The organism is Rhodococcus sp. 06-235-1A (genome assembly GCF_002258785.1).
Lineage (GTDB): Bacteria > Actinomycetota > Actinomycetes > Mycobacteriales > Mycobacteriaceae > Rhodococcoides.
In genome coordinates, this window is record NZ_NOYI01000021.1 from 58,746 (window position 1) to 80,196 (window position 21,451).

Annotated in this window: 28 protein-coding genes, 4 tRNA genes, 1 pseudogene and 1 riboswitch; of the genes and pseudogenes, 10 read left to right on the forward strand and 23 right to left on the reverse strand. The window is 64.3% G+C overall.

The annotated features are described in order from the left end of the window. The 10 genes from CH275_RS19265 to CH275_RS19300 all read right to left on the reverse strand — a co-directional run bounded on the left by CH275_RS19265 (position 1) and on the right by CH275_RS19300 (position 3,214). Entirely contained in the window at positions 1 to 264 is a 264-nt protein-coding gene (locus CH275_RS19265; protein WP_094679903.1) for an HNH endonuclease, read from the reverse strand. Continuing rightward, a complete protein-coding gene (locus tag CH275_RS30430; RefSeq protein ID WP_094679904.1) occupies positions 251 to 508 on the reverse strand; it encodes a WhiB family transcriptional regulator in 258 nt (85 codons plus the stop codon). The genes CH275_RS19265 and CH275_RS30430 overlap by 14 nt, the downstream gene beginning before the upstream one ends. Then, the gene (locus CH275_RS29590) at positions 505 to 678 is read right to left on the reverse strand and encodes a hypothetical protein (protein ID WP_179276231.1); all 174 of its coding nucleotides are present in this window, start codon (positions 676 to 678) and stop codon (positions 505 to 507) included. The genes CH275_RS30430 and CH275_RS29590 overlap by 4 nt, the downstream gene beginning before the upstream one ends. Then, positions 678 to 1,220: a hypothetical protein gene (locus tag CH275_RS19275; RefSeq protein ID WP_143546829.1), complete on the reverse strand. Its 543-nt coding sequence runs from the start codon at positions 1,218 to 1,220 to the stop codon at positions 678 to 680. Before CH275_RS19275 ends, CH275_RS29590 begins: the two co-directional genes overlap by 1 nt. Then, the gene (locus CH275_RS19280) at positions 1,217 to 1,567 is read right to left on the reverse strand and encodes a hypothetical protein (protein WP_143546830.1); all 351 of its coding nucleotides are present in this window, start codon (positions 1,565 to 1,567) and stop codon (positions 1,217 to 1,219) included. Before CH275_RS19280 ends, CH275_RS19275 begins: the two co-directional genes overlap by 4 nt. 4 nt (positions 1,568 to 1,571) lie before the next feature. After that, positions 1,572 to 1,808, reverse strand: a complete 237-nt coding sequence (locus tag CH275_RS29260; RefSeq protein WP_143546831.1) for a hypothetical protein — start codon at positions 1,806 to 1,808, stop codon at positions 1,572 to 1,574. A gap of 656 nt (positions 1,809 to 2,464) precedes the next feature. Next, positions 2,465 to 2,674, reverse strand: a complete 210-nt coding sequence (locus CH275_RS19290; protein WP_094679908.1) for a hypothetical protein — start codon at positions 2,672 to 2,674, stop codon at positions 2,465 to 2,467. After that, positions 2,671 to 2,853 carry a hypothetical protein gene (locus tag CH275_RS19295; RefSeq protein ID WP_094679909.1) on the reverse strand — a complete coding sequence of 61 codons (183 nt, stop codon included), beginning with the start codon at positions 2,851 to 2,853 and terminating at the stop codon, positions 2,671 to 2,673. Before CH275_RS19295 ends, CH275_RS19290 begins: the two co-directional genes overlap by 4 nt. After that, the gene (locus CH275_RS29595) at positions 2,850 to 3,020 is read right to left on the reverse strand and encodes a hypothetical protein (protein WP_179276232.1); all 171 of its coding nucleotides are present in this window, start codon (positions 3,018 to 3,020) and stop codon (positions 2,850 to 2,852) included. The genes CH275_RS19295 and CH275_RS29595 overlap by 4 nt, the downstream gene beginning before the upstream one ends. Beyond that, the gene (locus CH275_RS19300) at positions 3,017 to 3,214 is read right to left on the reverse strand and encodes a helix-turn-helix transcriptional regulator (protein WP_094679910.1); all 198 of its coding nucleotides are present in this window, start codon (positions 3,212 to 3,214) and stop codon (positions 3,017 to 3,019) included. The genes CH275_RS29595 and CH275_RS19300 overlap by 4 nt, the downstream gene beginning before the upstream one ends. Before the next feature lie 177 nt (positions 3,215 to 3,391). On the opposite strand from CH275_RS19300, the pseudogene CH275_RS19305 reads away from it, so the two are divergent. Then, a pseudogene (locus CH275_RS19305) lies at positions 3,392 to 3,553 on the forward strand (helix-turn-helix domain-containing protein); the annotation flags it as partial. Positions 3,554 to 3,590: 37 nt separating this feature from the next. Here CH275_RS19305 and CH275_RS19310 read toward each other — a convergent pair. Beyond that, a tRNA-Lys gene (locus tag CH275_RS19310) sits at positions 3,591 to 3,663 on the reverse strand. A 69-nt stretch (positions 3,664 to 3,732) separates the two neighbouring features. Further along, positions 3,733 to 4,986 carry a lipase family protein gene (locus CH275_RS19315; RefSeq protein WP_094679911.1) on the reverse strand — a complete coding sequence of 418 codons (1,254 nt, stop codon included), beginning with the start codon at positions 4,984 to 4,986 and terminating at the stop codon, positions 3,733 to 3,735. A 675-nt stretch (positions 4,987 to 5,661) separates the two neighbouring features. Between CH275_RS19315 and CH275_RS19320 the strand changes: the two genes are divergently transcribed. The 6 genes from CH275_RS19320 (at position 5,662) to CH275_RS19345 (ending at position 7,894) form a co-directional block, all read left to right on the forward strand. Continuing rightward, the gene (locus CH275_RS19320) at positions 5,662 to 6,330 is read left to right on the forward strand and encodes a TetR/AcrR family transcriptional regulator (protein ID WP_094679912.1); all 669 of its coding nucleotides are present in this window, start codon (positions 5,662 to 5,664) and stop codon (positions 6,328 to 6,330) included. A gap of 79 nt (positions 6,331 to 6,409) precedes the next feature. After that, a tRNA-Glu gene (locus CH275_RS19325) sits at positions 6,410 to 6,482 on the forward strand. A 124-nt stretch (positions 6,483 to 6,606) separates the two neighbouring features. Continuing rightward, positions 6,607 to 6,680, forward strand: a tRNA-Asp gene (locus CH275_RS19330). A 56-nt stretch (positions 6,681 to 6,736) separates the two neighbouring features. Further along, positions 6,737 to 6,813: transfer RNA gene (locus CH275_RS19335), tRNA-Phe, on the forward strand. A gap of 82 nt (positions 6,814 to 6,895) precedes the next feature. Continuing rightward, positions 6,896 to 7,507, forward strand: coding sequence for a DUF6584 family protein (locus CH275_RS19340; protein WP_256991119.1), 612 nt, complete (start codon positions 6,896 to 6,898; stop codon positions 7,505 to 7,507). A gap of 84 nt (positions 7,508 to 7,591) precedes the next feature. After that, positions 7,592 to 7,894, forward strand: a complete 303-nt coding sequence (locus CH275_RS19345) for a hypothetical protein (protein ID WP_094679913.1) — start codon at positions 7,592 to 7,594, stop codon at positions 7,892 to 7,894. Positions 7,895 to 7,909: 15 nt separating this feature from the next. Here the strand turns inward: CH275_RS19345 and CH275_RS19350 are convergent, their stop codons facing one another. Both CH275_RS19350 and CH275_RS19355 read right to left on the reverse strand, forming a co-directional pair. Beyond that, entirely contained in the window at positions 7,910 to 8,209 is a 300-nt protein-coding gene (locus tag CH275_RS19350; protein ID WP_143546832.1) for an ANTAR domain-containing protein, read from the reverse strand. A 90-nt stretch (positions 8,210 to 8,299) separates the two neighbouring features. Next, complete coding sequence (locus CH275_RS19355) at positions 8,300 to 8,884, reverse strand: helix-turn-helix domain-containing protein (RefSeq protein WP_094679915.1); 585 nt, start codon at positions 8,882 to 8,884, stop codon at positions 8,300 to 8,302. Positions 8,885 to 8,994: 110 nt separating this feature from the next. Between CH275_RS19355 and CH275_RS19360 the strand changes: the two genes are divergently transcribed. After that, on the forward strand, positions 8,995 to 10,113 hold the full coding sequence (locus CH275_RS19360) for a hypothetical protein (RefSeq protein WP_256991120.1): 1,119 nt from the start codon (positions 8,995 to 8,997) through the stop codon (positions 10,111 to 10,113). Here CH275_RS19360 and CH275_RS19365 read toward each other — a convergent pair. The 6 genes from CH275_RS19365 to metE all read right to left on the reverse strand — a co-directional run bounded on the left by CH275_RS19365 (position 10,040) and on the right by metE (position 16,443). Then, positions 10,040 to 10,957 carry a pseudouridine synthase gene (locus CH275_RS19365; protein WP_094679916.1) on the reverse strand — a complete coding sequence of 306 codons (918 nt, stop codon included), beginning with the start codon at positions 10,955 to 10,957 and terminating at the stop codon, positions 10,040 to 10,042. The two genes, CH275_RS19360 and CH275_RS19365, sit on opposite strands and share 74 nt — an antisense overlap. Positions 10,958 to 11,045: 88 nt before the next feature. Further along, positions 11,046 to 12,041, reverse strand: a complete 996-nt coding sequence (locus CH275_RS19370; RefSeq protein WP_094679917.1) for an NADP-dependent oxidoreductase — start codon at positions 12,039 to 12,041, stop codon at positions 11,046 to 11,048. Positions 12,042 to 12,052: 11 nt separating this feature from the next. After that, entirely contained in the window at positions 12,053 to 12,478 is a 426-nt protein-coding gene (locus CH275_RS19375; RefSeq protein ID WP_094679918.1) for an organic hydroperoxide resistance protein, read from the reverse strand. Further along, positions 12,475 to 12,933, reverse strand: coding sequence for a MarR family winged helix-turn-helix transcriptional regulator (locus tag CH275_RS19380; RefSeq protein WP_094679919.1), 459 nt, complete (start codon positions 12,931 to 12,933; stop codon positions 12,475 to 12,477). Before CH275_RS19380 ends, CH275_RS19375 begins: the two co-directional genes overlap by 4 nt. Positions 12,934 to 13,032: 99 nt before the next feature. Beyond that, positions 13,033 to 14,079, reverse strand: coding sequence for an ABC transporter substrate-binding protein (locus CH275_RS19385; protein WP_094679920.1), 1,047 nt, complete (start codon positions 14,077 to 14,079; stop codon positions 13,033 to 13,035). Positions 14,080 to 14,187: 108 nt separating this feature from the next. After that, positions 14,188 to 16,443, reverse strand: coding sequence for a 5-methyltetrahydropteroyltriglutamate--homocysteine S-methyltransferase (metE, locus tag CH275_RS19390; protein WP_094679921.1), 2,256 nt, complete (start codon positions 16,441 to 16,443; stop codon positions 14,188 to 14,190). A gap of 130 nt (positions 16,444 to 16,573) precedes the next feature. Further along, positions 16,574 to 16,772, reverse strand: a riboswitch (cobalamin riboswitch). Positions 16,773 to 17,021: 249 nt separating this feature from the next. On the opposite strand from metE, the gene CH275_RS19395 reads away from it, so the two are divergent. Further along, the gene (locus tag CH275_RS19395; RefSeq protein WP_094680274.1) at positions 17,022 to 18,113 is read left to right on the forward strand and encodes a 3-deoxy-7-phosphoheptulonate synthase; all 1,092 of its coding nucleotides are present in this window, start codon (positions 17,022 to 17,024) and stop codon (positions 18,111 to 18,113) included. On the opposite strand, the gene CH275_RS19400 is transcribed toward CH275_RS19395, so the two are convergent. Beyond that, positions 18,110 to 18,730, reverse strand: a complete 621-nt coding sequence (locus CH275_RS19400; protein WP_094679922.1) for an alpha-ketoglutarate-dependent dioxygenase AlkB — start codon at positions 18,728 to 18,730, stop codon at positions 18,110 to 18,112. The genes CH275_RS19395 and CH275_RS19400 overlap by 4 nt on opposite strands. Before the next feature lie 58 nt (positions 18,731 to 18,788). Between CH275_RS19400 and CH275_RS19405 the strand changes: the two genes are divergently transcribed. Then, the gene (locus CH275_RS19405; RefSeq protein ID WP_094680275.1) at positions 18,789 to 19,214 is read left to right on the forward strand and encodes a VOC family protein; all 426 of its coding nucleotides are present in this window, start codon (positions 18,789 to 18,791) and stop codon (positions 19,212 to 19,214) included. Here CH275_RS19405 and CH275_RS19410 read toward each other — a convergent pair. Both CH275_RS19410 and CH275_RS19415 read right to left on the reverse strand, forming a co-directional pair. Next, positions 19,207 to 20,232 (reverse strand): AraC family transcriptional regulator, encoded by a 1,026-nt coding sequence (locus CH275_RS19410; RefSeq protein WP_094679923.1) that lies wholly within the window; start codon positions 20,230 to 20,232, stop codon positions 19,207 to 19,209. The two genes, CH275_RS19405 and CH275_RS19410, sit on opposite strands and share 8 nt — an antisense overlap. Next, on the reverse strand, positions 20,229 to 21,401 hold the full coding sequence (locus CH275_RS19415; protein ID WP_094680276.1) for a pyridoxal phosphate-dependent aminotransferase: 1,173 nt from the start codon (positions 21,399 to 21,401) through the stop codon (positions 20,229 to 20,231). Before CH275_RS19415 ends, CH275_RS19410 begins: the two co-directional genes overlap by 4 nt. Positions 21,402 to 21,451: the final 50 nt, after the last annotated feature.

Here is a 21,451-nt window from a genome sequence, read left to right on the forward strand (position 1 = left end):
TCATACCGCAGTACCGAAGAACTCAGGATCGAACCACGTGCGCCGGCCGTCTGCCTCCACCTTGCCGCCCTTGCTGCGGTTGCACGGCAGACAGAGCAGCTGGAGGTTGTCCAGCTCGTGCACCTTCACGATGTGCCACGGCACGACGTGGTCGATCTCGCAGCGGTCATCGCTACCGCACTTGCGGCACACGTAGCCGTCGCGCGCACGCACCGCCTTGGCCATGTCATCCGGTATCGGGGGACGACGATCAGCACTTGCCATACAGAGCCACCTCGATCAGGAGGCGGCGCGCCTCGTGAGTGTTCTTGTTGTCGTGATCAGGGGGGATGGGCACACCGGCCCACACCATGCCGAGAGCGTGATGCTGCAACGCACGCTGAGCGCAACGAGACAGGACAGGGCAGCCAGCACACAGCTGCTCAGCAGCCTTACGCTTCGTACGCCACTGCCCACCAGTCACATTCGCGTACTCGTACTCATCAGCACGCCCTCGGCACAGGCTCATTCGGCCGGCTCTTCGATTACCTCGGCCTCGGTGTAGACCCACGACATCGAGCCCGTCACGTTGCCCTCGGCGTCATCGACCTGGACCACGATCATGCCGCGCTCAGCGTCGTACGACGTGGTAGCGAACCGACCCGGCAGGCCATCGAGCGGCACCAACTGGCCGGCCATCAGGACTGTCCATTGAGCGGGTAGGGGCAGCGGGACTCGTACTCGGCCATGCGTCGCTTCACACCTGTCAGATCAACGCCGGCCGGACCAGTGACCACGCCAACTACGGGGTTCAGGGCCTCATCGTCGTTCCACTGGCATTCGTGGTCGTGATGCCAGCCCTTGTGGTCACCTGAATCGGCGTGGCCGGCGTCGAGCCGGCAACGCCGTGGCTGGTCCCACTCGGTGTCGCCCGGTTCGACGTAGCGCGACGGGCACTGCGGCCGGTTCACGATCTCGCCGCCGTTCACTTCCACTGCGAGCATGTCGGCACCGTCCTGGGCGACGATGTGTAGCAACGCTTCAGCGGCCGACTCCAGCGACTTGCGCGCCGCCACGATCGAGCCGAGCGCCTGCGTCACATTCCACCTGTGATCGTCGGTCTCGGGTAGCCGGGACAGCAGATGGTTCGCTGCGCCCTCGATCACGATGGCCGGCCCCACGAGATCCGCTACTTGGAACGATGTCGCGTCGAGCAACGTCGCTAGCTCCTTGTCCATCAAAACAGCACTCCTTCAGGTTGATTCGGTTCTGGGTACGACCGCCGAACGTGGTCGGACCCGCACAATGTGAGGCCACGGGCGTAACGCACCGCAGCGGCCAGATACAGCTCAGCTTGGGGAAGGTGGATGACCTCGCACGTGCTGAGCGGAGTGCAGTACATGCCGGCCAGCAGCACCACGTCTCGGTGGTGAGCGGCCGTCGTCACCACGTACGCCGCCGTCACCGGTCGCTCGCCAAGGTCGATCGTCAGCTCGAAGTCGTATGCCTCGCAGAACTTCTCCACCGCACGATGAATCGACGGCGATCGACTGAACAACTTCACTGGCAAGCGGGCCGGAGACGACATCAGCTCACGCCCTCGGAGGCCAGGACCACTCGCCGGCCGCTGTGCCCTCGACAGCCGAGACGGTGTACTGCCCGCCACGCGGAGGGAATACCGCCAGCTCCACCCATCCACTCTGCGGGTGGACGAACGTAACCAGTGCTGCGTGCTCCTCGAACTCACTGAGGTGTGGCGGCAGGCCGGAGTACCGAGCTTGCGTGGGGTGCGGGTGGTAGTGGACTACTCGTCCGATCGTGGGTTTCATTCAATCTCCTTGTTGTTGTTCGTCTCTCAGCGTTGCGCTGAGGGCCGTTGTGACGCTTCGTAGAGAGAGCAGAGGGAGTTGGGAGGGCAGGGCGTACCCCGTACCGCAAAGGCACGGGATCATCCGATCTCGGTTCCTTCGCGTCGGTCGCGTCGGTCGTCGGTCGGTTGGTGTGAACGCAAGCGCGGGAATTACTCGGCTTGCCGGGACTGGGATACTTCGAGTGCCTGATACACCAGCAACGGTGTTCCTGCCCGAGTCCGCCTTAACCAGGTCAGACACTCGAATCGGGATGGGTGCAGTGGCCCCTCTAACGGGCGACGACTGCGCTGGCTAAGCGCATCACCCGTACGTGAAAGATCCACGGGCGCAGGGACAAACGAGCAGAGGATCTAGTTACGGCATGTCATCACCGCCGTCAGGATCGAACAGAGTGGGTGGCACAGCGTCACGCTCAGCGCGTGCCCGTTCCTCCTGACACTCGGCGCAGATCTTGTCGACCGGCACCCATGCATTCGGATGGAACGGGCGTGCACACTCAGCGCAGTGCTGACGGTTCGCGTGAGGGTCGATCGGCCGGCCGCGCCGCCACCGCACCTGCGAGGCATCGACACGGCCCGGTACCGGTTTCCACGGGCCACGTACAACATCGCCCATCACGAACTCGGCTTACCGAACTCGCGGGGCGTCAGCTTGTGGATCTCGTAGACGTTGATCTCGCTCTCGCCGAGCGCCCATGCGTGCGACTGCGCATCCTCAGCAGCCTCACGGGTCTCGTAGACGACGCCGATCCAGTCAACAGAAACCCGCCCGGCTACATGCTCTTCCCCAAGCACGTAGCCGAGCGGGTAGTTCGTATCGCTCACAGGAAATCGTCCTCGTGAACGACGACAGCGATCGTGATGTTCTCGGCTGCCTCAACAATCGGCGCGCTGTTGTGGTCCACCACAGCCTTCGTGGCGTCCAGCAGTGAGCCGACCAGATGAAAGTCAGTGCCGAACTCGGGGAAGCCGAGCAGCTTGTAGCCCCACCGATCCGGGGTCATCCCTGACCGCCAGCGAGGGCGTAGGCGTACAGCAGAACGAGCAGGACGCCCGCCACGCCACACGACGGCAGCAGCCACCACAGGAACGCCTTGCGGATCAGCTCACGCAACTGCGCGCCGGCCGGCCACTGCGGGCGGGCAGTCGGCGTCACGTACCGGGCGCTCATGCGTTCACGCCTTTGCGCTCTGCGGCTTTGGCTTCGATGTCGGCTCGGTTGAACAGTGCCGCGCCGGTAAGTCCGGGGAGCTTGGTTGCCGGCTCTAACTCACCCGACTGGACCCACCGAGTCATGGTGGCTCGGGATACGCCGATGATCGACGCCGCTTCGGGCGTACCGATCAAGTCGTCTGCATTTGCCATGGGAAGAACAATTACACGTTTGTAGTTCGATTGTCCATTGGACAGTTACGAACAGACCGCGAGATTGTTTCGGTATTGCACCTTGTCGTACCTAGGTGTAATAGTTAGTACATGACGAACGCAGGGGAAGTGGACAGCGGCATCATGGCCAAGCTGGCTTTCAACAAGCCTGACCGCATGAAGAAGTCGCTCAGCGTGACGGGTGTGACCGTGCAGGAGATGGCCGACTACCTCGGCGTGACGCGAGGGTCGGTCGGAAACTGGATCAACGGGCGCATCGAGCCGTCGTTGCAGACCACGAGACTGTGGGCGCTGCGCACCGGCGTGCCGTTCGAGTGGTTGGAGCGTGGCGAAGTGCCAGCTCCAACCCCTCCGGTGCCCCCAGTAGGACTCGAACCTACGACCTGCGGATTAAAAGTCCGTAGCTCTACCAACTGAGCTATAGGGGCGCGGCTCGAAAGTGTAATGGGCAGGGCAGTGCCGACGGGCATGTACCCCCGGCAGTTGCGTGCGACAGGTCAACGTCCGAAGCTGCTGCATCCGCTGGGCGCGGGAATACCTGCCAGACGGTCGTCGATCCAGGCATAGGCGCCCGGGATGCCGCTGATGGCAACGATCAAGTGTTCACCCACGTACTCCTCCAATCGGACGCTCGCGCCGTTGGCGCACCACTCGTCGTACAGGGTCTCGGCCCCTTGCCGGGGAATCCAGAACTCCTGTTGCCCCTGGTAGATCATCGTGGGGATGGTGGGAGCGAGGTCGCCGCCGAGCCGGGTGGCGGCGATCACGCTCTGGGCGATCTCGGTGTTGTCGACGTTCGGAACGTCCGACAGTGCCTGTGCCGGGACCGGGGCCACCAGTCCGCCCGGTGCAAGCAGAGGCACGCACATGTCCTTCGCGACGGTGGCCAGGCGCAGACCGTCGGCGTTCATCAGTGAGAACATTTCGGGGTACTCGCGGGCCACGCCGAGCGCTGCGGACAGGAACAGCGTCGACGCCACGGTTCCGTTCATCGACGTCAACAGAATCCGGTAGTCGGTCGGTGGGCCACCGAACGCCGCGCCGACCAGATTGACGTCGGGAGCGTACGTGGGTGCCAGTTGCGCGGCCCAGCCGGTGGCGATCGCCCCGCCCGAGTAGCCCGTCATCGCGATCGGAGACGACGCGGGCAGGCCGAGCTCGGGTAGTAGAACCATTGCGCGCAAGGCGTCGAGCACTGCGTGCGCAGCCATGCGTCCTGCCGCGTAGGCCTGCCTCGGACCCTCGTGATCGGTGACGACCACGGCGTAGTTCTTGGCCAGGAAGGCCTGTACCGCCGGGATCTCTCGGGCCAGACCACGAGGCAGGAGCCACGATGGCGCGCAGGTGTTGCCGAGCGAGTTGATGGCCATGTTGTACGCCACGACGGGCCGGCTTCCGGCACCCGTCCATGGAGCGACCGGCACGATGACGGTGGTTGTTGCCGCGACGGGACGGTCCTTGGAATCGTTGGTGCGGAACAGGACTTGCGTCGATCTGACGGGGGTGAACAGCGGCCCGACGGTGACCTGTCGAGTTGCCAGGACCGACCCGGGAGGTTGCTGCTCGTAGCCGGCGGGCGGATCGAACCAGGGCTCGCCGAGCGGGGTGGGCAGGTACAGAGCTGGATCGGGAACAGGGGCCACGAGGTTGCCGAGGGGGTCTGCGATCGCCGCGTTGGTTGCCGAGAACATCAGCAGAGATACCGCGAAAAGTGTTGTGATGGAACGAAGTATGCGGACCGATACCTTCATGGCGTGCACTCGTTTCCGATCGGCCGAGCCGGTTGTGTGATGTGGTTCACAGTAAGCCGGTTCGATTGCCAGGACCGTGCGATACGTCGAAAGTGTCGAAAACGTTATCTACATATCTCGTGCGACATCCATTATCCGACATGGTATTTGGCTGCCGTAGCCGACGTCGTCCCCGTAAGGGGCTGGTGCGCAACAGTTTCTACCTGCTAACAAGCGTGGCGAATCAATCGACCTCGAGATGCGTTATGGCGAAATGTAATTCAGTGTTCAACTCAAACCGAGATGTATGGCCGGGACTGTTCGGGCAACGAGTCGATTGTTCCGTTCCCCGGGTGTCGATCGGGCGATGAGCGCGCTTTCGGCTTCGTACCCTGCGACGGCGCGGGCGGTCGCGGCACGGGTGCGATGCGGTAGGAGTGCAATGCGGCCGAGTGGGTTGTGGGCTTGCGTCGCTCGGACGAAAAAGCGGCTCGAGTGCGCACCCCCTGCAGCGCACTCGAGCCGCGCAGATCATACCACTCAGCTTGTTTCCATTGCCTAAGCGAATTTTCCGTCGGCAGTGTTCGTCGAAGCGAACCGCAGGTGAGTCGACTCGCGTGTCGTTCGGGTGAAGTACTCTCTAATCTGTATGACCTGTGGATACACAGGGCGCTTGGGGCTCGGAGGCACGGAGTAATGGCACAACAGGAGCGCGCACGGCGGACCCGGGCGGCCATCGTAGAGGCGGCGGCGAAGGAGTTCGCCAAGCGTGGATACGCGGCGGCATCCGTCAACACCATCTTGGAGGGCTCGAACGCCACCAAGGGTGCGATGTATTTCCATTTCCAATCGAAGGAAGACCTGGCCCGAGCAGTGCTCGCGGCCGGGTTGGATCGATACGTCGCGATCACGGAGAAGTGGGCGGACACCACCGCACACCCCTTCTACGTCATCCGGGGGATCGTGGACGACATAGCGAAGAACTTCCAGGACGACGTGATCGTGCGTGCCGAGTTCCGGCTCATAGTCGAGCCCGAGTTCTATGCGGACGTTCAGTCGGGTGGCGGCCGAGTGTGGGGAGCTCAAGGTCACAAGCAGGCCGAGCGCGCACTGGCGATGGGTGACCTCAAGCCGGAGTTCGATGCCGCGAAGTTCGTCCGGGTGCTCGCTGCGTCGATGGCGGGGCAGCGCTACATGTCCGATCTGGTCGCCGACAATGCGGATCTGCGCGAGCGGTTCGAGGAGTCCGTGGAGGTCGTGTTGCTGGCCATGGCGTCCGACCGTTGGCTCGCCGAACTCCAACTGCACGGGTGGGACCAGTTCGGTGAGAACTACGCAAAAACCGCCTCTGACCTGTCGGTTTGAGATTTGCTAAGAAAGTGTCCTAAGCTATCCCAGCTCCCAACGGAACGCCGTTGAGGGTAACGTCGAAGCAGTTCGGCGGGCCCCCTTCGTCTAGCGGCCTAGGACGCCGCCCTTTCAAGGCGGTAGCGCGGGTTCGAATCCCGTAGGGGGTACGTAGGAAAAGATCGGTTTGACAACCCGGTCGGTAGTACAGCATTCTCCGTCTCGCTGTCCGCGAGGTGCGGATTTGCAGTTCGGAGAGTTTCTGCGCTAGAAATAGCGCGGCAACAACAGCAAGGCCCTGTGGCGCAGTTGGTTAGCGCGCCGCCCTGTCACGGCGGAGGTCGCGGGTTCGAGTCCCGTCAGGGTCGCAACATCGGTGCACAATCACCGAGATTGCGATGGCATTGTTTCACCGGTGCCGCCCGGCCAGGTAGCTCAGTTGGTACGAGCGTCCGCCTGAAAAGCGGAAGGTCGTCGGTTCGATCCCGACTCTGGCCACCACGGTTTTGGATCGACATGCACGACGAAGGCCCCTCCCGGTACTCGGAGGGGCCTTTTTTCGTGGTCACCACCGTTCGCCGCTGTGACGACGGTGGTCGTCGAGCGCTATGGTCGACGCGTGGACGTGATCGATCGGGCGCAAGAGGATCTGGCGCGTGGAGACAGCATCGCTGCTCGCGATCGTCTGGTGTCCGCACTGGTTCGGAACCCGGCCTCGCCCGGCATACTCGAATTGCTCGCGTACACATACCTGGTGCTGGGCGATCGAGCGGCGGCAGGCGCGGTGTGGTTCCTCACCGACAAGTCCGACGACGATCCGACCGCATCCGCTGCGTTCGCTGCGTTGCAGAAACAGCATCGATCGCCGTTGACGCTGGCGCGAGCTCTGCCCATCCACGCGCCCTCCGACTGGTATCCCGCTCGGGCTCGGAACCGGCTCGAGCGACTCGAAGCAGCCATCGCAGCCAACGGTCAGCACTGGATGCCGCCGCGCGACGTCGTCTACTTCGATGAGGACGGACTGAACTCCGACGATTTCTACCTCTCGGATGGGGATTCGGAGGATGACGGATTCGACGGGGCCGGCAGCGGGTCGAGCTACCGCTCCGTACGGCAGCGCGCAATCGCAGCGACCATCGTCATCGCCATCGCTGCCACCTCGGCATCGGTAGTCCTGGCCCTCGTGTTCGGGTGACACCGGTTCGGGGACGAGACGTTCGGCGCTGAGCGTAGAGTCGCGAAAGAAAATCCGGCCGACGACCGAGGGTGACTTGTTTCCATGGGCACAGCGAGCGGCACACCCTCACCGGCACCGAGGGACGACAACTATGCCGTCAACCTCGAACAGGCCAGGGTGTTCGCCAGAGGTCTGGCAGAGCATATCGAGACGTGCTCTGCGTCCATCGAGATTGCGCAGTCCAAGGCATTTCGAGCTCGCGCGGACCGTGCCGAATCTCGTGCCCGCGCGTTCGAGTCCGAGGCATCGACGCTCCGGACCGAGCTCTACGAGATGTACCGCCACATCGATGCGATGACGGCCCGGTTTCCGGAACTGCGCACAGACCCGGCCGTACGCGGCTGACAGGATCGAGGTCGGTCAGACCACCGAGGAATCGGTGACCGAACCGAACGTCGCCTCCGCGCCACGACGCCCGAGTGCCGAGCCCCAGACCGCGTACACCGCATCGCTGGTCGAGGATCGCTCGATATCGCGGCCCTCCGCGACGGTGATGAGAGTGCGAGAGAGCTCGAACAAACTGACCCGGTGATTCCTGGCGGTCGTGAACAGCTCGTCGATGGCATCGGTGACGGATCCACCGTGGATGCCGATGAGCACTCCGGTGGCGATGTCCACGTCGGTGCGCGACGCAGGTGAATCGGGCAGTCTGTCGGTCATCATTTTCCTCGAGATGGTGTAGTCGGCACGGATGACCGAAGCGGCTTCCGGCGTCGGGCGGGCTTCACTGTCTCACACGGGCATGACATTTCATACCGTCGGTTTCGCCCGCACGTGCATCCGCTCGCCCTGAGGTCCGAACAGGCTCAGGAGCTCCACCGGCCGGTTACCTACGGCACCGAACCAGTGCGGCACTCGCGTGTCGAATTCGGCTGCCTCGCCGGGCTTCATCGTCAGATCGTGCTCGCCGAGGATGAGCCGCAGGGTGCCGTCGAGTACGTAGAGCCACTCGTACCCTTCGTGCACTCGGGGGCGAGGCTCCGAGTCCTCGGGGCGGACGAGCATCTTGTAGGCCTGTAGACCGCCCGGCCGCAGAGTCAGGGGAAGGATCGTCACGTGTTCGCGAACGGTGGCCGTCGTCCGTACCCGAGGGTCGGCGACCGGTGGTGCAGTCACCAGATCGTCCAGCGCCATCTGATGGGCCCGCGCGATCGGCCACAGCAGTTCCAGGCTGGGTTTGCGGTCACCGGATTCGAGACGAGAGAGCGTGCTGATCGAGATTCCCGTGGTCTCGGACAACGACGCGAGGGTGGTGTTCTTCTCCATCCTGATGCGCTTGAGACGGGGACCGAGGCCCGCGATGACCTCGTCCAGACTGGCAAGGGGTTCTTTCATTCCTTCATTGCAGTTTCGGCAAACGAATTTGTCAAGCCATCGATGGATGGACCGTCGATGCGCGGCCCAAAACAGCCCGGAGACCGCAGCGGGCGGCACATACTCGGTGCATGACCGCTCGTCCGGGGCGCACGCAACGTACTGGCATGATCCGTGATGCCTACGGCAGTCCCGCGTCCGAGGCCTTCATGGTGGTGGCCATCGCGACCATTCTGATCACCAGGGCGTACCTGGAGGTGACCAACTACCCCCAGGTCGGGGGAAAGTCGCTGCACATTGCCCATGCTCTGTACGGCGGAGCGGCGATGATGTTCGCGTTGCTGATCGGATGGATGTTCGTCGGTTTCGGGGTTCGGGTGTTCACCGTGCTCCTCGGCGGGATCGGATTCGGGCTGTTTCTCGACGAGGTCGGAAAGTTCGTCACCAAGGACAACGACTACTTCTACGGACCCTCGTCGGAGATCATGTACGTCCTGGTGGTCCTGCTATTGGTGTTCAGCAGGATCGTTCGCGAGTTCCGCCGCCCGTCGGTGGACGAGTCGTTGGCCAACGCTGCTGCGATCGCCGCCGACGGTGTTGCGCACGGACTACCCGAGCATCGCCGTGACTGGGCGTTGCGGATGGTTGCGCGGGCCGAGGCGGAAGGAGCCGACTCGGACACCGTGGCAGGAATCAGATTGTTGCTCGGCACCTGTCGTCGGTCGACCTCGCGTACCCACTCACTGCGCCAGTTCGTTCCCCGACTGATCCCCGCGTTCTTCACCAGTGCCCGGTGGGTTCCCGTCGTCGGCTGGGGATTGGTCGTGCTCTCCGGCGCGGGCGTGGTGTTCGGCATTGTCGAACTCGCCATCGGAGACCTGCACATCGACCGCCGTGACCTGACGATCGACGTCGACAGAATGGGCATCGCCAGCGGGATCCTGTTCCTCAGTGCCTGCATCACGTTCGCCTCGGCGCTCCCGGCGATGCTGCGATTGCGGAGGGACGGTCCGCTCTGGCCGCTGCGCACCCTCCGTGTGTCTGCGTTGGTGTTCACTCTGCTCAACGCGTTGGTCGATTTTGCTCAGGAGGGGTTCGCCGCGCTGGGAAACGTGGCGGTGGGACTGTTCGCGCTCGCGGTCATCTCGCATCGCATCACGGTCCGTACCGCGGAGATCACGGCAGAATCTGTTGTGTTGCAGGAGGATCGAGACGACGATTGCTCTCGAACCGTCGGATCAGGCCAGTGAGCGGATCCACGAATTCGATGGATCGTGCCAGCAGCCGGAGCGGATCGGAGTAATCGTCGTCGGCGACCTCGCGGAACGTCGGATAGAAATTGTCGCCGACGATCGGAATGCCCAACGAGCACAAATGAACCCGAAGTTGATGCGTCTTTCCGGTACGGGGGTGCAATCGATACAGGCCGTAGGATCCGATGGTGTCGACCAGATCCACGAGTGTCTCGGCGTTGGGTTCGCCCGGGACCTCTCGGGCCTGAAGAACACCGCGCTCCTTGATGATTCGACTGCGCACGGTCGCCGGAAAGTCGAGATCCCGAGACAGTGGGGCAATTGCCTCGTATTGCTTGGTGATGGTGCGTTGAGCGAACAGCTCCTGGTACGGCCGGCGAGCCTGCTGTCGCACGGTGAACACCAGAACTCCGGCGGTGAGTCGGTCCAGACGGTGCGCCGGGCTCAGCTCGGGTAGGTCGAATCGTCGTCGGAGCAGAACGAGTGCGGATCGTGTGATGTATGCGCCTCGTGGGGTGGTGGCCAGAAAATGTGGCTTGTCGACCACCAGCAGGTTCTCGTCGCGATGGAGGACGTCGAGCGAGAACGGAACCGTCGGCTCCACCGGCGGATCGCGGTAGAGGTAGATGTCGGCACGTGGTCTCGCGACCGTCGTCGAATCGATGGGTATGCCTGCGGCGTCCACGATCTCACCGCCTGCCACCTTCTCGGTCAACCTCGATGCGTCCTGCGGAAACCGTGCGCACAGGGTCTCGAGCACGGTGGCCCCCGTTGCGACATCGGGCATCCGGACCCGAGTGGGGTCCAGGCCGTCGCGCAACGGTAGGGGAGCGGCGGGCATGGTCACGACTGTAATCGGTCGGCATGGAAACACCCCGGCCGGAAATTCCGGCCGGGGTGTGGTCTGCGGTGAAACCGTTCGGTCCGACCTAGATGGTGACGACCATCTTGCCGGTGTTCTCGCCCTTCATCAGACCGATGAACGCGGAGGGAGCGTTGTCGAGACCGTCGACGACCGTCTCGTCGAATTCGATGGCACCGCTGCCCAGCCACTCGGTCATCTTCGCGCGGAATTCCTCGGTGACGTGCGCGTACGAGCCGACGATGAAGCCCTTGAGCGTCAGCTCCTTGCCGATGGCCAACGCGAGGTTGCGTGGAGCTGGGGTCGGCTCGGTGGAGTTGTACTGAGCGATGGCTCCGCACATGGCAATTCGCCCGTGCTTGTTCATCGAGCCGATGGCGGCCTCGAGGTGCTCACCGCCGACGTTGTCGAAGTACACGTCGATGCCGTCCGGTGCCGCTTTGCGAAGCTGCTCGGCAACCGGACCGTCGTGGTAATCGAATGCTGCGTCGAATCCGAGTTCGAGCAACCGGGCGACCTTGGCGGGAGATCCCGCACTGCCGATGACGCGAGATGCGCCGAGCGCCTTGGCGATCTGGCCGACGAGCGACCCGACTGCGCCGGCAGCGCCGGAGACGAAGACGACGTCACCCTCCTCGAAGGAGGCAACTTCGGTCAGCCCGGCGTACGCCGTCGTTCCGGTCATCCCCAGTGCGCTCAGGTAGGCAGACGCTTTCGCGGCCGAGAGGTCGACCTTGCTTGCGCCCTTCGCCGGGACGATGGCGAGATCGCGCCAGCCTTTACCGTGCAGAACCGCGTCGCCGACCGCGAAGCCCTCGGCCTTGGACTCGACGATCTCGCCGACGGCACCGCCGTCGAGCGGCGCATCGATCTGGAACGGCGGGACGTACGACTTGACGTCGTTCATCCGACCACGCATGTACGGATCGACCGACATCACGATGTTGCGGACGAGGATCTGCCCGTCTGCGAGCTCGGGAAGGTCGACGACTTCCGCGCGAAAGTTGTCTTCGGTCGGCCAGCCTTCTGGGCGGGACGCGAGGTGAATTTCGTGTGCCTTCATGGTGTTTCCTCTTACTCGTCTTCGGTGACGGTGACGGTGACGTCGATGTTGCCGCGGGTGGCGTTGGAGTACGGGCACACCTGATGGGCCTTGTCGGCGAGGGCCTGGGCGTCGTCGCGGCTCAGGTTCGGAAGTGTCACCTCGAGGGTGACGGCGAGCTGGAAGCCGCCGTCGTCGTTGGGGCCGATGTCGACGCGAGCGCCGACGGCCGAATCGGTGACGTCGGCCTTGTCCTGACGCGCCACCATCTGCAGTGCGGAGTGGAAGCACGCGGCGTAGCCGGCTGCGAACAGCTGCTCGGGGTTGGTGCCGTTTCCGCTGCCGCCCATGGCCTCCGGGATGGCGAGATCGAGGTCGAGACGTCCGTCGGAGGTGCGGGCGTGGCCGTTACGGCCTTCGCCGGTGGCGAGAGCCTCTGCGGTGTAGATGGTCTTCATGATTCTCCTTCTGTCGTGCTCGAATCGGTGTGATGCAAGGCGCTCGTCAACGCGTCGAGCGAGTCCTTGAGTTTGACGAGATCGCCGACGTCCATGCCGGTCTTCTCGGCCAACTTGCGCGGGATGTCGAGTGCCTCAGCGCGTAAGGCGCTTCCGGTCTCGGTGAGATGGATCTCGACGCGGCGCTCGTCGCTGCTCAGGCGTCGACGCTCGATGAATCCGAGCCCTTCGAGTCGCTTGAGCATCGGCGAGAGCGTGCCGGTGTCGAGATCGAGTTCGGCGCAGATGTCCTTGACTCCGCGCCCGTCCTTCTCCCACAGCACCAGCAGAACCAGGTACTGCGGGTACGTGACGCCCAACTTTTCGAGCATCGGGCGATACACCGCAGTGGTAGCCCGCGATGCGGAATACAGCGCGAAGCACACCTGACGATCGAGTGCGAGTTCGTTGGTCACGTGAAGAACAGTAGTGCACGTTTAAGTTGTGCGCAACCTATTACCCGCTCGTGCGCGTTTTGCGTACTCCTGAACGCGCAAAACGCGCACGACGAGGGATCAGCTCTGCAGGGCGCTCTTCAGGCCGTCGAGCACGATGGTGGCCGCCGTCGGACCTGCGTTGAGGTACCACGGGTCGTCGTCGACGCGCACGATGTGGTTCTCGGTGGCCGCGCTCATGCCGGTCCACAACGGGTTGGTGGTGTACGACGCGGCGCTCGAATCGGCTCCGGCATCCTGGCTGGACACGAACACCCAGTCCGCGTTCGCAAGTTGAATTTCTTCCTCGCTGAAGTCCTGCGAGGTCTTGTCGAACTGCTGACTGTCCGGCCGTGCCAGCCCGGCGTCCCAGGCGATGTAGCCGGCGAACGAGGGGATGCCGAACACTCGCGCCCGGTCTGCGGTGAAGCGGACGAAGGAGACCGTGGGTGCGCCGCTGCTGCCGCCGACCGAGTCACCCAGTGCCGCAGCGTCGGAGGTGAAGGTGTCGACGAAGGTCTGCGCTTGCTCGGTTCGGCCCAGCGCGTCGGCGAGCAGCAGGAAGTCCTGCTTCCAGTTCACTCCGGTGCCTTCGGTGAGCACGGTCGGTGCGATGGTCGAGAGCGTCGAATAGATGTCTTCCGAGCCAGTCTTGTTGGCCAGGATGAGGTCGGGCTCGATGGCTGCGATGGCCTCGATGTCGACGTCCTGTCGGTTACCCACATTCACGAATTGCGTCATCTGGTCCGCGTACTGGGGGAACGAGAAGCTGATGTAATCGGGCACCAGTTCGGCTCCGTCGCCGTAGGCGACTCCGGTCGGCACGACACCCAGAGTGAGGGCCGCGTCGAGCTGACCGGTGGCGATGACGACGATCTTCTTCGGTTCGGCGGGGATCTCGGTGGAGCCGCCGAAGTGGCCGACGGTGCGAGGGAACACGCCGTCGGCGGCTCCCGAGCCCATGCCGTCGGGAATGCCGGTGGGGCCGGGTGCGTCCGTGGCAGCGTCGGGGGTGGCCGACGCCGTGCTGGTGGAGGGAGCGGCCGTCTGCTCGGCGGTGCCGCCACAGGCAACGGTGGTCAGTGCGGTGACCGCGGCGATCGTGGTGGCCAGGAGTAGACGTTTCACTTCGTTCTCTTTCGCAGGTCGGGGCGTAAGCAGGTAAGCCTAGCCTGTACCTGACGAACCGGGTGGGCGGAACTTCGGAGCAGATGCCGAAGTTCCGCCCACCTGGGGTCAGCGGAGCGCGGCCGCCGCCTGCACCATATTCCTCAGTGACCGTTCCACCTCGGCCGTTCCGCGAGTCTTGAGTCCGCAGTCCGGGTTGACCCAGAGTCGTTCGGCAGGAACGGCTTTCAATGCCGCACGCAGTGAGTCGGCGATCTCGTCGACGCTCGGTACCCGCGGTGAGTGGATGTCGTACACGCCGGGGCCGACGCCCAGGTCGAATCCGACCGAGTTCAGGTCTTCGAGTACCTCCATGTGCGAGCGGGCCGCCTCGATGGACGTCACATCGGCGTCGAGGTCGACGATCGCGTCGATGATCTCACCGAACTCCGAGTAGCACAGGTGGGTGTGAATCTGTGTTTCGTCGGACACGCCGGATGTCGACATCTTGAACGATCGGACGGCCCACTCCAGGTATGCCGCTGTATCTTTCGCGCGCAACGGGAGCAGCTCACGCAAGGCAGGCTCGTCCACCTGAACGATACGAATGCCCGCTGCCTCCAGATCGATGGTCTCGTCCCGGATGGCCAGCGCGATCTGGGCTGCGGACTCGGCCAACGGTCGGTCGTCTCGGACGAACGACCACGCGAGAATCGTCACCGGGCCGGTCAGCATGCCTTTGACCGGCTTGTCGGTGAGGGACTGCGCATACTCGGACCAATGCACGGTCATCGGTTTCGGACGCGAGACGTCGCCGACCAGAATCGGCGGTCGGACGCATCGAGATCCGTACGACTGGACCCAGCCGTTCGACGTGGCCGCGAAGCCACTGAGCTGCTCGGCGAAGTACTGCACCATGTCGTTTCTCTCGGGTTCGCCGTGGACCAGCACGTCGAGGCCGATGTTCTCTTGCAGTGCAACGACATCGGCGATCTCGGAGTGCATCCGGGACACGTATTCGGCGTCGTCGATCTCACCGGTGCGCAGGGCTGCCCGAGCGAGTCGAATCTGCGTGGTCTGCGGATACGAACCGATGGTGGTCGTCGGCAGCGACGGCAGGTCCAGTCGCACAGCCTGAGCCCGGCGACGGTCTTCGGCCGGGGTGCGGTCGACGGAGATTCCCGCGTCGAGACGTGCCCGAACGGCCGCGTCGTGCAGTCGGGGGTCGGTGCGACGAGTCTCGAGCGCGGTCCTGGCCTGCTCGAGCTCGGACGACACCGATTCGGTCCCATGTCGTAGTGCCCGGGCGAGAACGGACACCTCGGCAACCTTCTCGGTACCGAACGCCAACCACGATCGAAGGGGATCGACGATGTCGGTCTCACCGTCGAGGGTGTACGGAACATGCAGCAGCGAGCACGAACTCGACACCGCCAGCGCGCCTGCGCTGCCCAACAGGCTTGCCAACGTTGCGAGCGCACTGTCGAGATCGGTTCGCCAGACGTTGCGCCCGTCGACGATGCCCGCAACGATGTGCTTGTTCGCGAGCGCAGGTACCACGGCAACGTGCTCGACGGTGCCCGGCACCGTCAGGTCGATCGACAATCCCTCGATGCCGGTCGACGCGAGCACCGGTAGCGCTGCACCGAGGTCACCGAAGTACGACGCCAGCAGGATGGCAGGCCTGGTCGACACTACGCTCAGATAGTCGTAAGCCTTTTTCGCACAGTCGATCTCGCTTTGCGTACGGTCGCCCACCAGGGCAGGTTCGTCGATCTGGACCCACTCCGCTCCGGCATCGGCGAGCGTGGTCAGCAGCTGCGCATACAGCGGCAGAATCTCGTCGAGGCGGTCCAGCGGAGGGGCGCTGCCGCCGACTGCCTTCGACAGCAACAGGAACGTCACCGGTCCCACGACGACCGGCCGAGCCGGAACATCGAGCGCGAGAGCTTCTTCGAGCTCGGCGAGCACTTTCTCGGGGTGCAGGGAGAAGGTCGTCGAGGGCGAGATCTCGGGCACGAGGTAGTGGTAGTTGGTGTCGAACCACTTGGTCATCTCGAGCGGTGCGACGGTGTCGGTGCCGCGCGCGGCGGCGAAGTACCGGTCCAGCTCGTTCCCGATGCCCTCGACCCGCTCCGGCAGTGCACCGAGAAGGATCGCAGTGTCGAGCATGTGGTCGTAGTACGAAAAGGTGTTCACCGGAACGGAATCCAGTCCGGCGGCGAAGAGCTCTCGCCAGGCGTCCCTGCGCAACGAACGCGCAACGGATTCGAGTGCGACGGCGTCGAGCGTTCCGGCCCAGTAGGATTCGACGGCTTTCTTCAGTTCTCGGTGGGGCCCGATGCGGGCCGAGCCGAGCACGGTGGCAGTGAATTCGATACTCACGGTTGTTCTCCAGGTGACTGCTGCATCGATGGTGCACCGCCTTCTCGGGCGCGCGCATCCCGGAGAGCCCCACGAGCAGCCGTACCAGGGTTACGCGCCCATTCCACGAGGCGGTGAACCGCTGCGCACGGCGTGCGCAGCACATACGGCAGGTATTCGGACTCGCGGGCACGTGGACGAAGAGCCCACTCCTACTGGCCGTCGCTTCCCGAAGAGGCCTCTTCAGTGCTGGTGACGGCGGTCGTTCCTGCATACCGCTGCGGGACAGTCCCGGATTCTCACCGGGTTCCCTCTCACGACGCGTCGACACTGCACGCATCGCTTCGACGCCGTGGTGAACTTCGGGGCTCCTCATGACCACCTGGCGAACCGACTGCAGGGACGAGCATAGATGCATCGGCGACACATCTGTTACGGTGCTCATCATGCAGCGCACGTATTTCTGGTTTAGCAGGCCGGCCCCGGGTGGGTCAGCCAGCGACGCCATGCGCTGACCTCCACCCCACGAGCCGGATACAGACCGGCTCGAAGTGCGCGTGGAGCATGCTGAGCCGGCCTGGGAACAGGAACGCCCTCTCATGACTCTCTCCCTCGACACCCCACCTCTCGACGATCAGCGAACGATCAGTATCAGTCCGTTGGTAGCACCGTCGGTAGTGCGCCGCGAACATGCCGTGGACGACGCGATCTCGGCCACCGTTCGTGCCGGCCGCGCCGGCGTGGTCGACGTGCTGGACGGCCGCGACGATCGGCTGATCGTCGTCGTCGGCCCGTGTTCGGTGCACGACACCGATGCTGCCCTCGACTACGCTCGAAAGCTCGCCGACAAGGCGTCCGAACTGGGCGATCGACTGCACATCGTCATGCGGGTCTACTTCGAGAAGCCACGGACGACGCTCGGCTGGAAGGGCTTGATCAACGATCCACACCTCGACGGCAGCTTCGACATCAACGCCGGCCTTCGGGTGGGACGCCAACTGCTGCTCGATATTTCGGCGTTGGGTCTGCCGGTCGGATGCGAATTCCTCGACCCGATCACCCCGCAGTACATCGCAGACCTGGTCAGCTACGGCGCGATCGGTGCACGGACGGCGGCGAGCCAGGTGCACCGCCAGTTGTGCAGTGCGCTGTCGATGCCGGTGGGGATCAAGAACTCCACCGAGGGCGACATCCAGGTGGCGGTCGACGGCACCCGCGCGGCGGCGGCGAGCCATGTCTTCCCCGGTACCGATCTCGACGGCCAGGCCGCCCTGATCCGTACCGTCGGAAACCCGGACTGCCACGTCATTCTTCGTGGCGGCGTCGACGGGCCGAACTACGACGTCGAATCGGTCGCCGACACCGTTGCGCGACTGCGTAAGTCGGGTCTGCCGGAGCGCGTCGTCATCGACGCAAGTCACGGCAACAGTCGTAAGGACCACAACAAGCAGGTCGACGTGGTCACCGATGTGGCCGGCCGAGTCGCAGCAGGCGAACACGGCATCGTCGGACTGATGCTCGAGAGCTTCCTGGTGGCGGGGCGTCAGGATCTCGAACTCGGCCACCGCGAAGAGCTGGTGTACGGGCAGTCGATCACCGACGCCTGCCTCGATTGGGACACCACGGCAACACAATTGGACACGTTGGCCGCAGCGGTCGAGCAGCGTCGGAACCGCCGAAATCCTCGCTAACGAACCCCGCGCGGTCGGAATTGCACGCTGATGCGTGGGCCGATCGCGCGGGTCGACTTGGGAATCGCGTGCTCCCAGGTGCGTTGGCACGAGCCGCCCATCACCACCAGGTCCCCGTGTGCCAGTGTGAACTTCAGCGACGTGCCGCCGCCGCGAGGTCTGAGCATGAGCTGTCTCGACGCCCCGAGGGACACGATCGCAACCATGGTGTCCTCGGTCGCGCTGCGGCCGATGTTGTCGCCGTGCCAGGCGACGCTGTCGGATCCGTTGCGGTAGTAGCACAGTCCTGCGGTAGCGAAGGATTCACCGAGCTCGGCGCGATAATGATCGTCCAGCGCGTCGCGGGCCTCGTACAGTGCAGCGTGTGGCCAACGTTCGTGCTCGGCGTAGAACCGAACCAGGCGCGGCACATCGACCACGCGGTCGTACATCTGCCTGCGCTCGGCGCGCCAGTCGACGTCGTCGATCAGCGAATCGAAGAGATGGACATCGGACAACCACCCGGGGCGAACGTCGACCCAGGCACCGAGCGTCAGCTCTCGTCGCGTGACGGACTGCAGCGACCCGACGCCTCCGTCGTCGTCACCGAACAGCGAGCCTTGCATCGCGAGCGACATGGGTCGACTGTATCGAACAGGTGTTCCCATTGCCAGTGCGTGGCGGTATCGTGCCCGCATGGGATACGGATTTCAGGTAGTGGTGGACAGCGACAACCCCCATGCGCTGGCGAAATGGTGGGCACAGACGTTGGGTTGGCAGTCCGAACCCAGCGACGAGGACTTCATTCGCGAGATGGTCGCCGCAGGGCACGCCCGCGAGGAGGACACGACCACCTTCGAGGGCGTGCTGGTGTGGCGGGCGGGTGCGGGCATCGTCGATCCCGAGTCCCCCGGTTCCCCGCGGGTGCTGTTCCAGTCGGTGGCCGAGTCGAAATCGGTGAAGAATCGGTTGCACCTCGACATCCGCGTCGGAGACGAGCGTGAGTCGGTGGTGACGGAACTCGAAGCGCGGGGTGCGTCGGTACTTCATCGTGGACATCAGGGCCGCAGCGTCTGGATCACCATGACCGACCCCGAGGGCAACGAGTTCTGCGTCAGCTGAGACGGTACGAACCGGGAGTCTGACCGGTCCAGCGCTTGAAGGCGCGGCGGAACGCGCTGGGCTCGGAGAAGCCCAGGCGAGCCGAGATGTCGTCGACGCTGTCTCCGCGGCTCAGCCCTGAGATCGCGGCATCGCGCAGCACTTCTTCGCGCAGTTGGTTGATCGAGGTGCCCTCCTGCCGCAGGACACGTCGAAGGTGTGGCGGGCTGATGTTGAGCATCGCCGCGATGTCCTCGGTTCCCGGTGCGCCGCCCGTGAATCCGGTTTCGAGCGCCCGGCGGACCTGGCTGGACGCGGTGCTGTCGTAGTCTCGGGACGAGAACAGCAGATTGGGTGACTCGGCGAGGTACTCCGCCAAGCTCGCTTCGGTCTGGACTATCGGCGCTCGCATCACAGCGCTGTCGAATTCCAATGTCGCGCGGTCGGTTCCGAACTCGACATGGGTTCCGAAGATGGTGTCGTACATCTTGCCGGCCTCGGGTCCGGGCAGGGAGTACGGCAGTTGCACCGACAGAAGCTTGACCCGATTGCCGATGAGCCACGCCGCAAATCGGTGCAGCAGGATCAACAGAAAATCGGTGAGCAATCGCTCGGCGAGTTCGTTGCCTTCCGGGCTCAGATGAGTCGTGGGAGTGACGTGCACCGTCAACACCGTGGATTCCTCGGTTGTGTCCATCGTCATGGGGCGCACCGGAATCAGCACCCGCATGGTCTCGGACATCCGAATCAGGGCGGCCCCGAGGTTCGCGGTGTGGATCAGCGTCTGGCAAATCACGCGAAAGCTGCCGCGGCGCACGGGTACTGCGGCGAGGCCGAACAGTTCGTCGCCGGTCATCGCCCAGACCGCCTGGGTGAATGCAGTGACCTGTCGGGTGGTCAGTCGCTCCGTCGGATTGTCGAGGATGGAATGTCCGATCCCGGCCATGGACAACGGGTAGGTCAGATCCACCCCGCTCTTCGTCGCGAGGTCCACGGCCTGCCTCACGAAGTACGCCGGGATCGTCGGTTGCGGATTCACAACTTCCGTAGCCTCTCGGCCGCATCGGCGAGTACCTCGTCCTGCTTGCAGAAAGCGAAGCGTACCAACGATTTCCATGGAGCAGGCTCGTCCACGAACGCGGTGACCGGAATTGCCGCCACACCCACCAGATCCGGGAGGGCGCGGCAGAACTCGTAGGCGTCACCTCGTCCGATCGGCGCGACGTCGGCGCACACGAAATACGTTCCCGCGCTGTGCTTCACATCCGCCCCGGCCGAGTCCAGTGCAGCCGAGAGGGTGTCCCGCTTGCGTTGCAGGCCGTCGCGCATGGTGGCGATCCAGGCCTGCTCGTGCTCGAGCGCGTAGGCAACGGCCGGTTGGAAGGGAGTGCCTCCGACGAAGCTCATGAACTGCTTGGCGGCGCGGACGGCGTCGATCAGTTCGGCCGGGCCCAGCGCCCACCCCGTCTTCCAGCCGGTGGCATTGAAGGTCTTCGCGGCACTCGACACGGTGACGGTGCGCTCGAACATCCCCGGCAGTGTCGCGATCGGGGTGTGCACGCCCCCATCGAAGGTCAGGTGCTCGTACACCTCGTCGGTGAGGACGAGCAGATCGTGTGCGACTGCGATCTCGGCGAGGCGAATCATGGTGGCGCGGTCGAAGACCGTACCGGTGGGGTTGTGCGGGGAGTTGACGATCAACATGCGCGTTCGGGGTCCGACGGCGCGTTCGACGGCGTCGGTGTCGACGGTCCACCCGGTGCCGTCGGGAACCAACGGCACGGCCGTTCGCGTCGCACCGGCGAGAGCGACGGCGGCCGCGTAGGAGTCGTAGAACGGCTCGATGAGCAGTACGTCGTCGCCCGCCTCGATCAATCCGAGCAGCGAGGCCGAGATGGCCTCGGTGGCACCGACGGTGACGAGTATCTGCGAATCGGGGTCGTAGCGCAGCCCGAACCTGGCCGCCCTGTCGTCGGCGATGGCAGCGCGCAGCACCGGCATGCCAGGGCCGGGGGAGTATTGGTTGAGTCCGCTGGCGATGGCCTTGCGTGCCGCTTCGAGCATGGCAGGCGGCCCGTCGGTATCCGGAAAACCCTGCCCGAGGTTGACGGCATTCTTCCTGGCGGCGAGTGCGGTCATCTCGGCGAAGATGGTCGATGCGAACGGGCGCAGGCGTGCCACGGTGCGCGAGGGCAGCAACTCGGACATTCCTGCAGCGTAGTTCACTGGGCCGAACCGGTCTTTCGCCCTGCGTCTGT